Source organism: Tenacibaculum sp. (assembly GCF_050290165.1).
In the GTDB taxonomy this organism is placed as follows: Bacteria; Bacteroidota; Bacteroidia; order Flavobacteriales; family Flavobacteriaceae; genus Polaribacter.
Window position 1 is genome coordinate 186,249 of record NZ_JBNKHD010000011.1, and the last position, 12,731, is coordinate 198,979.

Consider the following 12,731-nt stretch of genomic DNA (forward strand, 5'->3'; position numbering starts at 1 on the left):
CAATAACTAAATTTATAAATTGGTAGTATATTTACAGTTGAAAATCAAGAATATTAATGTATGTCATTCCTTTAATTAGTGTGGAGTGATGATGTAAACAATTATAGATGTTATCAATTAATCCTAAAGATATACCTACGGCAAAACTTCATAGTTATTTATTAGGAGCTGTGGCTCCAAGACCTATAGCTTTTGCTAGCACAATTGATGAAGAAGGAAACCCTAATTTATCACCATTTAGTTTCTTTAACGTATTTGGAGCAAATCCACCTATCATGATTTTTTCTCCATCAAGAAGTGTTAGAGGAAATAAAACTAAGCATACTTTAGACAATGCAGCAGCTACCAAAGAAGTAGTTATAAATATCGTAAATTACGATATTGTACAGCAAATGTCGTTGAGTAGTACTATGTATCCAAAAGGAGTAAACGAGTTTGTTAAAGCTGGTTTTACCATGTTACCTTCTGATGAGGTGAAGCCTTTCAGGGTAGCAGAATCACCAGTGCAATTTGAATGTAAAGTAAAAGACATTATTTACACTGGAGAAGAAGGTGGTGCAGGGAATTTAATTGTATGTGAAGTAGTAAAGCTTCATATTAATGAAAACGTATTAGCAGAAGATGGAAGTATAGATCAATACAAAATTGATTTGGTAGCCAGAGCAGGAGGGAACTATTACAGTAGAGCTAGAGATGGTTTTTTTGAAATACCTAAACCATTAACTACATTGGGAATCGGAGTAGATCAAATTCCTTCAGAAATAAGAAATAGTTCGGTGTTAACAGGGAATAATTTAGGGATGTTAGCTAATGTAGAGGAGCTGCCTAACGAAGAAGCTGTTAATAACTTTGCGAAAGAACATACGCAGTATGTAGGCATTTCAACTGAAAAAAAACATACTTTTGCACAAGAGTATTTACAAAATAATGATGTAGAAAGTGCTTGGAAGGTACTTTTAATTAAATAGAATAGAAATGGAAGTAATAGGGAAAATTAAATTAATTAACGAGACACAAACGTTTGGTTCTAACGGATTTAGAAAACGCGAATTGGTAGTGACTACCGATGAGCAATATCCTCAAATGATTTTAATTGAATTTGTTCAAGATAAATGTGATTTGTTAAACAATTATCAAGTAGGGCAAGATGTTAAAGTTTCTATTAATTTAAGAGGAAGAGAGTGGATTAATCCTCAAGGGGAAGCAAAGTATTTTAACTCTGTTCAAGGATGGAGAATTGAAAACTTAGCACAAGGAGCTTCTCAAAATATTCCACCTGCAGATCAGTTTGAACCAGCGCCAGATTTATCTGCAAACGAACCAGATGATTTACCTTTTTAATTAGAAAGGATATTGATATAGAAGAGAGCTTTTTAGCTCTCTTTTTTATTTTGCGGAAAAATACATTTTCTATTGCGTATATCCACTTTTGTACACAAAGTAACGGTAGTATATTTGTAACATAATCATTCAATAAGAATTATTGAGTGAGAAATTTAAGGGGAAAAATAAAAACCTTCTGATTGAGTTCAGAAGGTTTTTTATTTACAATGTATTTATGATTGTTTCTTTTCAGGCATTGGACCTCTCAGATGAATAATCAGTCCGTTTAAAAAATTACGTAAAAACTGATCGCCACATTCCACATACTTTGGGTGGTCTTCTTTTCGAAAAATAGCATTGATTTCAGATTTAGAAACCTTAAAATCAACCAGAGCGCAAATATCAATAATATCAGTGTCTCTTAGTTTGTGCGCTACTCGTAGCTTTTTAAAAATGTCGTTGTTCGTTAGTGCCATATTTATATTAGTTTACAACAGAAAATATAGCCCAAGCATAAACGGCAAAACGTGCAAAACGAAATAAGCCTACAAAAACTACATTTTTAAATGGATATTTAATCATACCAGCAGTTAAACAGCTAATAGCAAAAGGAAGCGGTAATAAAGCTCCTACTAAAATTAAGAAACCTCCCCATTTACTGGTATTTTTAAGGTTCTTAGCCATTTTAACTTCTAAATAATTTCTAACAGAGTTAATTTTTAACGAAGCTCTTCCAATAAAGTAAGCGCATAGTCCACCTAAATAAGACAAAGTAGCTAATAGGGTAAGGTTGATAAATGGACTACCTGTTTTTTTAGACCAAGCAATAAAAATTTCTGGTGGAACTAATCCTAAAATTGTTTCAGAAATAAAAAAAGTGATTAAAACACCAGCCCTTGAAAAGGTTTCGGTCATGGTTTGTAATCCATCGTTAATATTATACACGTATTTGTTAAATAATATCAGGGCAATAACTACACCTACTATTGGCCAAAAAGCCTTTTTTAAGCTTTCCCATATAAACATATAAAAACCAGTACGATTGTAATAGTTATGCAGTCGTTTATAATGGGGTTTGTCTATTTTCTTTTTATTCTTTTTACTCATCGCCAAAAAGCCTCTGTTTTTAGGAGATGCAAAGGTACGAGGTAATAAGAAATTAGGCTAACAAATATTTGTTAATTATTAAAGGTTTGCAATTGCTGCTTCAGCACATCGTTCACCATCCATGGCTGCAGAAATAATTCCACCCGCATAACCACCACCTTCTCCACATGGAAATAAACCTTGAATTTGTGGGTGTTCTAAGTTTTCTTTTCGAGGAATATTTACTGGAGATGAGGTTCTAGATTCTACCCCAACAATATTTGCTTCTGCTGTATAATACCCGTGCATTTTTTGCCCGAATGCAGCAAAACCTTTGCGTAATCTACTACCAATTAATTTAGGAAGTAACGAGTGTAAAGGCGAAGAATTCAATCCCGGTTGATACGAACAATCATTTAATGAAGAAGAAAGTCTGCCTTCTACAAAATCTGTTAAACGTTGTGCTGGGGCAACCTGACTTCTTCCGCCAGCATTGAATGCCATTTTTTCTAAATCTTTTTGATATTGTAAGCCTTTTAAAACTCCGTATTTCTCATACTTAGGCAAGTCTTTGTCAACATTAATTTCAACAACGATACCTGAATTGGCAAACTTGTTATTACGACGTGATGGCGACATTCCGTTTACGACAACTTCACCATTGGCTGTTGCCGCAGGAACGATGAATCCACCTGGACACATACAGAAGGAATATACTCCGCGGTTCCCAACTTGGTGGACTAAACTATAAGCAGCAGCAGGTAATAATTCATCACGTTGACCTGTACAACTGTACTGAATTTGGTCAATGATCTCTTGTGGGTGCTCTACACGAACTCCCATAGCAAACGATTTCGCTTTTAGTAAAATATCTTTTTTATGCAGTAGTTCGTATATGTCTCTTGCTGAATGACCTGTAGCTAAAATCACAGCATTTACAGCCATTTCAGAACCATTTTGTAGTTGTATGGCCTGTAGTTTATTGTTTTTAACGATGAAATCGGTAACACGGGTTTCAAAATGAATTTCGCCACCGTGTTTTAAAATCGTTTCACGAATATTTTGAATAATTTTCGGAAGCTTGTTGGTTCCAATATGAGGATGTGCATCTACCAAGATTTGGTCAGTAGCTCCGTGATATACCAAGTTTTCAAATATTTTACGAACATCACCGCGTTTTAAACTTCGAGTATATAATTTTCCGTCAGAATAGGTTCCAGCACCACCTTCACCAAAGCAATAGTTAGAATCTGGATTTACTTCATGAAATTGGTTAATGGCACGTAAATCTCTACGACGGTCTTGCACATTTTTACCACGTTCTAATACGATAGGTTTATACCCTAGTTCAATACAACGAAGCGCTGCATACATTCCCGCAGGACCAAACCCTACAATATGAATTTCTTTCGCATTCGACACATCTTTATATTCAAAAATGTAGTCGGGAGTATCAGGTTGTGGTTCGTTGATGTAGACTGCAATTTTATAATTAAAAACAACTTCTTTTTTACGTGCGTCAATTGATTTACGCAACACTTTTACGCTAGTAATATCAGCAATACTAATACCTAGTTTTTTAGCAGCTTTTAGCTGTAATATATTGTCTTTACGTTCTTCTACTAGATTAACACGTAATTGAAGTTCTTTTACCATACTGCAAAACTAGCTAAAATAAGATTCAGTCTATTTAATTATTTTAGCAAATCAAACCCTACACTATGAAAATTACACAGGTTATAGAAAATGTATTTAAAAAATACTTGCCTTCACCTTTTACCATTGCTATTTTATTAACTCTAATCACACTTTTGTTAGCGTTGATTTTTACCAAACCAGAAGAGAGTTCTGCGATTATCTATTCGTTAGAGGTTTTACAATTTTGGGAAAGTGGAGTATGGTCTAACGGATTGTTGGTTTTTGCCTATCAAATGATGTTGATTTTGGTGTTAGGGCATGTATTAGTGTTGAGTAAACCTGTGAGTAATTTAATTTTAAAAGCTACAAAGTATTGTACTAATACGGCAAATAGTGCCGCTATTGTAAGTTGTACAACGATGTTGGTAGCTTTCTTTAACTGGGGATTAGGACTCATTTTTGGAGCGTTGTTAGCACGTAAAGTTGCGGAACATGCGCAAAAAAATAATATCAAACTAAATTATCCAATTATTGGAGCCGCAGGTTATATGGGGTTGATGGTTTGGCATGGTGGAATTTCTGGTTCAGCACCGATTAAGATTAATGAGAGCGGACATATCAAAAGTATTATGCAATCGGTTTCTTCGGAAGAGGTTTTGGCTCAAATACCAGATGTAATTGACTATTCACAAACCATCTTTAGTTGGTGGAATTTGTTGATTTTTTTACTGGTGGTAATTACAGTATCTGCGACTTTTTATTTCTTAGGGAAAAGAGCGAATCCGACCCCTATTAATTTACCAGAATATCAAATGAATGCTGAAGAGAAAGCAACTACCCAAGCAGAAAAATTGGATAGCTCTAAACTTTTGGCAATAGTTTTTGGAGCTTTGATTTTAATAGCCTTTGGGTATCGTTATTGGGCAGATATTCAGCAGTTAAAAATTACGCCTAACCTGATTAACTTTTTTATGTTAGGATTGGGAATTATCCTTCATGGAAGTTTTAAAAAGTTCACCAATGCTGTGGGAGAATCGATTAGTGATGTTTCTGGGATTTTAATTCAGTTTCCGTTGTATTTTGGTATTATGGGCGTGATGAAAAGTACGGGGATGGTTACTTTAATTTCTGATTTTTTTGTATCGATTTCAACAGCGACGACCTTGCCTATTTTTACCTTTTTTAGTGCAGGTTTGGTAAATATTTTTGTGCCGAGTGGGGGTGGACAATGGGTAGTGCAAGGACCTATTGTGGTAGAGAGTGCTTTACAATTAGGAGTTTCGTTACCTAAAGCAATTATGGCATTGGCTTACGGAGATCAAATCACCAATATGTTACAACCTTTTTGGGCATTACCTTTATTGGGAATTACAAAGTTAAAAGCGAAAGAAATTTTACCCTATACATTAATTGCAATGGTGGTAGGAAGTACTATATATTTGCTGGGATTATTACTATTTTAGTGTCATTACGAACGAAGAGATGAGTGAAGTAATCTTTTTAAACAAGATACTGCTTTGTACCTCGCAGTGACGATTTTTATTATAACAGATTAATATGATTTGGCTTTCAGATAAAATAGAATTTCCGCCATATGAATTGGCTACAGATGATGGCATTTTAGCCTTGGGCGGTGATTTATCGGCTGAACGATTGGTGTATGCCTACCAACATGGTATTTTTCCGTGGTTTAATGAAGATGAGCCGATAGTTTGGTATTCTCCATGGGAACGTATGGTGTTGTTTCCTGAAGAGGTGAAGATTTCCAAATCGATGAAGCAAGTATTGAAAAAAGGTGATTTTACCATAACAGAAAACAAAGCTTTTGACGATGTTATTTTTAATTGCCGACACATCAATCGTTTTGATCAATTAGGTACTTGGATTACCGATGAAATGGAAGATGCTTACATAAACTTGCACGACAAAGGCTATGCAAAATCTATTGAGGTATGGGTTGATGACAAACTGGTAGCTGGTTTGTACGGAGTAGATTTAGGAAACGAGGTGTTTTGTGGCGAAAGCATGTTTAGCAAAGTAAGTAATATGAGCAAAGTAGCGTTTATCCATTTAGCTCAAAAAGGAGGTTACAAACTCATCGATTGCCAAGTATATAACGACCATTTAGCAAGTTTAGGTGCGAGAGAAATTCCTAGAGAGGAGTTTTTGGGGTGGTTGTGAACGTGTTTGTATAAGATTAGTTGCGTATTTTAAACACTAAAGTTAGAAAATAAATCACAAATAGAAAGTCTGCGAGGACTTTCGTAAGTAGGCTATAACTAGCAATTAATTTTATACGTTGTTAGGTGCTGGCTTTTCTTTCCGCAAGTGGCTAGTGTTGGCGTGAATGCTCTTTTAAATTTGAGAGGCGCGAACAAACTTTAAATGTGCTTGAACTTGCGTTTGCTGAATGTAAACTTTCAATTAATTCGTTATTTATTAATTGCTTCTAGAAAAGGTATTTTCAAAAAATTCATATCACCATATTTATTTCTTTCTAATATATCTATGTATTGTTCATGTGTCTTACCAAAATTCATATCTGCAATATATTGTTCTTCGTAATACATTCTCATTTCATCAGTACAACATTCTGCTTTAAAATTTTCCTTTATTCCAAATATTCTGTCCCAAGAAGTTACTTTGTCAGGACTAACAGCGCTCGTGAGGTCGATTTCAATATCTTTTGGTTCAATTGTAGAATCAAACGTTTTGTTAAATGTTATATCAATTTCAATATCTGGAGTTGTTCTGCTGTAAGGATAAAAAGCAACTGTTCTTGTTTTACTTTCATCCTTTTTTCCTTTGTTGTTTGTAATATAAAGTGTGTCTTCACTCAATTTATATTTACTATTGCAAATGTCACAGATTGGTATAAGGTTTTTAAAATTCAGAGAGTTGAATGGATAATGTTTTCTTGGTAAATAGTGGTCTAGTGCACTCCTGTGAGTATGAAATTGGGTTAATACTTTATTAATACCACAACATTTACATACAGAAGATTTTTTTACAACTGTTTTGTAATAAGCGTTTATATCTTCGTATATATTATAAAATGGAGCAAGTTTTATGCAATGATCGTAAAGACAATCACAAAAAGTTTTTATTGCTTTTTTTAGATTGACATTAATGTTTTCAATTTGATCATATTTTACAGGTTGAATGTCACCATTACACAATTCTCGTATTTTATTATTGTTATGAACAGCGGTTTTTAACAGTTTAATTTGTTTACGATTAAGTGTTTTGCAAATTATGTAAGCTTCTGATAATGGAGTTAAAATATAATCCGAATTGATATCGTCAATAAGGTTTCTATATTTATGTAAAACCAATGCAGAACTAAAAGTTGGTGCTGCAATTTTATTGGCATTAAAAATCACATCAAGCATTACGTGATTTACGAATGATTGTACTTTCTGAATTTTGGAATATGAATAATTATATGGTTTAAGCATAGTCTATTTCTTGTCCGTAACTTCTTTAATTAGCATTAGTTTCTCAATTGAATCACCAAATTCATTGTTTAATTCCTCTATTAAATCTTCTGTTTTCTCTCCACTATCGAAGCGTTTTTTAAATTCTGTCATTTTTGACATAGCGTAAGATCCAATTGTCTCTTTGTTTTTAAAAATCCTATTAGTTAGAAGATTTACAGATGTTCCATAGGTATCAATTCCTAATTCACTAGCTTTCTTTGCTGTAGTATGGCCATCTTCGCTTTTTTCAAAAAGTACTACATTATCAGGTAAACAATCAGAAATAATGAACGGTGAGTGTGAAGTAAGTAATACATCTTTCAATAAGTGAACATTGAAGTCTCCGTTTGGTAAGCCTTTTGGATTGCCTGATGAAATACTGTCATTAAGTGTTTTTACAAATTTTGCTCTCCAGCTTGGATTAAAATGTGTCTCTGGTTCGTCTAAAAGTAAAAGGGAACGCCTGTCTTTGAGTAATAAACAAATCCCCATAGTATGGAGAAACTGATGTTCTCCATCTGAAAAACTTCTTAAAAGTAAATCTTTAACTTTACCTGTTTTAAGCTCTTTGTTAATATAGAAATCTAAAAAGTGAAACATATCTTGGCGAGGACTGCCAACTGGTAATTTACCATCAGTATAAATACCTTTAGAGCGATACACATCAATTTTAGTTTCTTCATCAACAAAATGATTGTTTAATTCATATAACAATCTGAAAAATTGGAAGCATTCCAAAGAGGAATGAAAATGCTCTTTGAAAGCTAATTTTGTTGCATCATTTACGTAAAAATCTAACCATAGAGTTTTTGTTTTTTGGTTTAAAAACCAAGAGGTAGCGCATTTTTTTAAATCATCTAATTGGTTTTGTTCAAGAAGTTTAAGAATAGGAACCTTTATAGTTTTTTTTATTTTCTCATCTTGAAATTCAAAATCGTGTAAATTAATATTCATTCTGAAGCTTCTCAATCCCAAAATACCTGTATTGTCAATATGTCTTAAAGGTTCAAGCGTCTTCTCATTTTCAAATAATAAACAAGCCAATAGTACTGCCTGACTCATATTATTGTCTATATAAATCAAACTGTTTTCAGGTTCATCAAAACGGTCGTAATTATCTCTAGTTGCTTGTTTATACTCATCTAGGTGCATTAAACGACTTTTGATAAAAGGTAAACTTAAAATCTCGTTTTCGCCAGATGAATAGCCAATGACGTGAGCAGGTAAATAATCTTTCCCATCAGCGGAACTGTTTCTGACTTTTGGTGGAGTAAGTGAAATTTCTCTGATTTCAGTAGAGCTGTCAAATGGAAACGGTTGAATGAACATTTGAGGTTCTTTTCCTTCTTTTTTTATTATAATTACCTTATCAAAATAATATAATGTGTATTGTCTTCTATTGTGCTGACCAATCAAGTATTCTAGTGTAAAGGCATTTGGTGAACATTCGGTTCTTTTAAAGTTCCTTGGATCTTTAATGCTTTCAGGTAAATATTTAGCAACACAAACTTCTAAATGATAAAAGATATTTGCCAATGCTTCTAGTACATTAGATTTTCCGCTTCCGTTTAATCCAGCAAAGCAGAACGGTCTAAACTGTTCCATTGCTTCTGTATCTGTTAATGAATGGAAGTTTATTTCAAACCCTTGTTGTAAGCTTCTGAAACCGTCTTCATTCTCTATTTTAAGTCTTAGTAGTTTCATTTAGACGGTTAGTTTTACTCGGTTTGTTTTTTTATCAAATACTTGTTTTATTTTTCCTTCTTTCAATAACTCAAATACAAAGGCTTTAGCCTTATCATATATTTCCTGTTCGTAAAACTTTTTTTCATTTAATTCATTTTTATCTAATCGTTCTAGAAGTAATCGAATTGACTTGATATTACTGTTTTCTTTAAAAAAAGTATAATTATTTTCCAATAGCACTTCTAAATCAATATCATCCCCAAATTCTAATTCTCCTTTAAACGCTAGTTGAGATAATGCCCTTTCTAAAGTTTCAAAAACCTCTTTAGACAGGGTAAGTTTTCTTTTTAGTTCAATGTATTTGTTGTATTTCGTTTCAAATTGTTCTTGTAATTCAATACTAGGGAAGGGGATATGAATATTTCTGAATTTTTCCATAGAAATATTGAGCATAGAACCACTAGATCCTGTGGCTATTGAATGAAATGATTTTCTAACATCCTTATGTTGTAAAACATAATGCAGATAAACCTTTTTTATTAAAGTTTCATTAGTATCAATTTTCCAAATTTTATCAGGTAAAAACAGGTCATTATAGTCTTTATCAACTATAGAAGTTGCACCAACTAGCTCTAATGTATTTGCTCTACTAAAGAGTAAATCTCCTTTTTTTGGATGTACTAACTTCTTTTTTATAGTCTTCTTTTTTACTGCTTTATATTCATCTGGATTAAATATTCCTTTTGTGACAGCTCCAGTCTTTAATACACCAAGTTCATCATCTTGTAGCTCTTTTTTATTTTCGCCTCCATAGCTTGTTCCCGCAGTGATTTTTTTAATACAATCATTAATTGGTTTTATTTCCCATTGATTAGGCCTTTTCATTGGACTACCAAACATTTCCAAAAACGTAGCTCTTAACAATTCATCATATTTAGCAATGGTTTTTTCTCGCTTATTCAAAATACTTTTTACTTTGTCAAGTATGGCTACTATTTTATTTTGGTCTTCAATATTTTTTGGAAAACTTAACTTAATTTCCTTTAAATTTTTATTATTAAGGATTGGAACAACTGCTTGATTTGATTTATCTTGTAATATCCTTTTGTTATGACGAATTAAATAGTTGAAAAAATATGGGTTAATTATATTATCATCTACTAAAACACCTGTTATTTGTTGATTTGAAGACGCTTCTTTTTCAATTATTCCTGAATTTCCTATATCACCAATACAAGTAATTAAAACAGTTAAAGGTTCAAAAAGAGTGGCTGAATTATTGACAGCATACTCTGAAATTTTTCTTAATGAATTTACTAAAATTAAATTTGAAGTAGAAAAATCACTAGGTGTAAACCAATTATAATTAGCATCTTCAAAATTTAATAAATTAGCTGTTTTTGGTGTTGAACCTGTTTTTATTCTTTTGGTAAAAGAACCAATATTTTTTGTTATGATTTCCATCATCCAATCAAGTTTTTAAGTTCTTCCATCTCTTTACGGATTTCATCTTCCAAAACAAATAAGGTTTTTAAAATCTTTTGAGGTGGCTCGTATGTTTGCTCTTCGTACTCAAATTTCTTATAACGGTTATAGTTTAGGTCAAGTCCATTTTCCTGTATTTCAGTTATTGGCACATAAAAATGATTGGTTCTTTCAACAGGTGTTTTTGTATTCTTATTTTTATAAGCATCTATTACTATTGGTAAAGGATTTTCTGCTAGTTTTTTTCTGTTTTCGTCAAGACTATAACCATCATTTTTCAATTCATAAAACCATACTTTTTCGGTATTCCAAATTGAGCTTTCTTCTTTTACCTTGGTAAACACCAAAATGGATGTTTTAACTCCTGTATAAGGCTTAAACGCACCACTTGGAAGAGATATAACTGCTTCTAGTTTATTATCCTTTAAAAGTATTTCTCTAGTTTGTTTTTGTGCTTTGCTACCTCCAAATAAAACACCTTCAGGGATTATTACGGCAGCTTTTCCTCCTGTTCGGAGCATTTTTGAAATACGCATAAGAAAAAGCAATTCACTATTAGTTCCAGTAATTTTGAGTTTATCACTCATACCGTCTTTGTCAATTCTACCTGTAAATGGTGGGTTAGCTAAAATCACTGAGTATTCTCCATCCTTATATTCTTCGTCATATTTTTTGGAAAGTGTATCTGTATTTTCTATTTGAGGAATTTTGATGCCGTGTAGCATTAAGTTCATTAAACCAATACGAACCATTGTTTGGTCAACATCAAATCCATAGAATGATTTTTCCCAAAGATTAGCCCAGTCTTTTTGTTTGGTTATTTTATTTCCTCCAAAACGTCTAAATCTTTTTAAGCCGTTTTCATCTTCAATAACTTCTTTAGGATTGGTGTATTTTGTTAATATATGTTGATAAGCACCGACTAAAAAACCGCCAGTACCGCAAGCAGGGTCACAAATTTTATCATTCAGGTCTGGGTCTATGATTTCACACATCAACTGGATTAGGTGTCTTGGCGTACGAAACTGTCCGTTTTTTCCTCCTGACCCCATTTCGTCAATCAAATATTCGTACAAGTCGCCTTGTGTGTCCTGAAATTGCTGTCCTTCGTCTTGTTGTTGCTTTATATCTTCTAAAAGTTCATCAATAGATTTGACAGCTTCATTCAATAATGCTGAATTGTTGATGATAAATGTTGCGTTCTCCATATACCTTGAATAAGGTTGTGAAGGATCATTTAAGTTTTTAATAAACTCAAATGCTTTATTTGTAACTATATCCAACATAGCATCAGGTTCGAGTTGCGAGAAATGAGACCAACGACAATCTTCCTGACCTTCAAAAATTGATTTATGTTCTTTTTCTTCATAGACAGCCTTAGCTTTTTCTAATGAATCCGAATCATCAATTCTTCGCATAAATAGCAAATAAGAGATTTGTTCAATAGCTGTAATAGGATTAGTAATACCTCTGCTCCAGAACTTATCCCAGAGTTTATTGATTTTCGATTTTAATTCGTTTGATAACATTTGGTTGTATGTTTTTTTGTTGCTCTGATATTTCTTGTCTTATGGATAATCAGCATTTATTAGAGACGATTAAATCCTTAACATCTATATCTAGAATTATAGCAATTTCCATTAGTATTTCTAACCTTGGTTGTTGTCTGTTCTGTACATAAGCATTTACCATATTGTAGCTTTTTCCCAATTTTTCCGCAAGCCAAATTTGCTTTATCCCTTTTTCTTCCAACACTTCCTTAATTCTGTTCATTTTCAGATGTTGTTTATTCAACAACTAATGTAAGTAGTTTTTTAAAATTATCTTATAAAGTTGTGAGTTTTCTTCTCGTTTTATTGTGTGGGTGGCGGTAGGAAAGGGCAAGCTCTTTTTATTTTGTGAGGAACGAGCAAAATGAAATGTGCTTGACCGTGCGGTGGTTTTTAGCTTGCACCTAACTTGTTTATATAAGTGTTTTTAGTGTTTTTATACGAATGATATGGAGGTATAATAGCACTTTTTTATCCAAATATA

At 32.8% G+C, this 12,731-nt stretch carries 12 protein-coding genes; 4 read left to right on the plus strand and 8 right to left on the minus strand.

Annotated features, from left to right (window positions below; all coding sequences use genetic code 11):
• Positions 1-107: 107 nt before the first annotated feature.
• Together ACQY6M_RS08690 and ACQY6M_RS08695 are read left to right on the plus strand one after the other, a co-directional pair.
• On the plus strand, positions 108-968 hold the full coding sequence (locus ACQY6M_RS08690; protein ID WP_428740755.1) for a flavin reductase family protein: 861 nt from the start codon (positions 108-110) through the stop codon (positions 966-968).
• A gap of 7 nt (positions 969-975) precedes the next feature.
• A complete protein-coding gene (locus tag ACQY6M_RS08695) occupies positions 976-1,341 on the plus strand; it encodes a DUF3127 domain-containing protein (RefSeq protein ID WP_428740756.1) in 366 nt (121 codons plus the stop codon).
• Positions 1,342-1,556: 215 nt separating this feature from the next.
• Here the strand turns inward: ACQY6M_RS08695 and ACQY6M_RS08700 are convergent, their stop codons facing one another.
• The 3 genes from ACQY6M_RS08700 to ACQY6M_RS08710 form a co-directional block, all read right to left on the minus strand.
• Positions 1,557-1,799, minus strand: a complete 243-nt coding sequence (locus tag ACQY6M_RS08700; protein ID WP_428740757.1) for a DUF1456 family protein — start codon at positions 1,797-1,799, stop codon at positions 1,557-1,559.
• Positions 1,800-1,806: 7 nt separating this feature from the next.
• A complete protein-coding gene (locus ACQY6M_RS08705) occupies positions 1,807-2,430 on the minus strand; it encodes a YqaA family protein (RefSeq protein WP_428740758.1) in 624 nt (207 codons plus the stop codon).
• A gap of 78 nt (positions 2,431-2,508) precedes the next feature.
• Positions 2,509-4,065: an NAD(P)/FAD-dependent oxidoreductase gene (locus ACQY6M_RS08710; protein WP_428740759.1), complete on the minus strand. Its 1,557-nt coding sequence runs from the start codon at positions 4,063-4,065 to the stop codon at positions 2,509-2,511.
• 65 nt (positions 4,066-4,130) lie between these two features.
• On the opposite strand from ACQY6M_RS08710, the gene ACQY6M_RS08715 reads away from it, so the two are divergent.
• Both ACQY6M_RS08715 and aat read left to right on the plus strand, forming a co-directional pair.
• Positions 4,131-5,510, plus strand: a complete 1,380-nt coding sequence (locus ACQY6M_RS08715) for a short-chain fatty acid transporter (RefSeq protein WP_428740760.1) — start codon at positions 4,131-4,133, stop codon at positions 5,508-5,510.
• 94 nt (positions 5,511-5,604) lie between these two features.
• A complete protein-coding gene (gene aat, locus ACQY6M_RS08720; protein WP_428740761.1) occupies positions 5,605-6,228 on the plus strand; it encodes a leucyl/phenylalanyl-tRNA--protein transferase in 624 nt (207 codons plus the stop codon).
• A gap of 251 nt (positions 6,229-6,479) precedes the next feature.
• On the opposite strand, the gene ACQY6M_RS08725 is transcribed toward aat, so the two are convergent.
• Genes ACQY6M_RS08725 through ACQY6M_RS08745 form a run of 5 tightly spaced genes read right to left on the minus strand, consistent with a single transcriptional unit; the run spans position 6,480 to position 12,470 of the window.
• A complete protein-coding gene (locus tag ACQY6M_RS08725) occupies positions 6,480-7,505 on the minus strand; it encodes a hypothetical protein (protein ID WP_428740762.1) in 1,026 nt (341 codons plus the stop codon).
• A gap of 3 nt (positions 7,506-7,508) precedes the next feature.
• Positions 7,509-9,230, minus strand: coding sequence for a restriction system-associated AAA family ATPase (locus tag ACQY6M_RS08730; RefSeq protein WP_428740763.1), 1,722 nt, complete (start codon positions 9,228-9,230; stop codon positions 7,509-7,511).
• On the minus strand, positions 9,231-10,679 hold the full coding sequence (locus ACQY6M_RS08735; RefSeq protein ID WP_428740764.1) for a restriction endonuclease subunit S: 1,449 nt from the start codon (positions 10,677-10,679) through the stop codon (positions 9,231-9,233).
• Positions 10,676-12,226, minus strand: a complete 1,551-nt coding sequence (locus tag ACQY6M_RS08740) for a type I restriction-modification system subunit M (RefSeq protein WP_428740765.1) — start codon at positions 12,224-12,226, stop codon at positions 10,676-10,678. Before ACQY6M_RS08740 ends, ACQY6M_RS08735 begins: the two co-directional genes overlap by 4 nt.
• Positions 12,227-12,275: 49 nt before the next feature.
• The gene (locus ACQY6M_RS08745) at positions 12,276-12,470 is read right to left on the minus strand and encodes a helix-turn-helix domain-containing protein (protein WP_428740766.1); all 195 of its coding nucleotides are present in this window, start codon (positions 12,468-12,470) and stop codon (positions 12,276-12,278) included.
• Positions 12,471-12,731 lie beyond the last annotated feature (261 nt).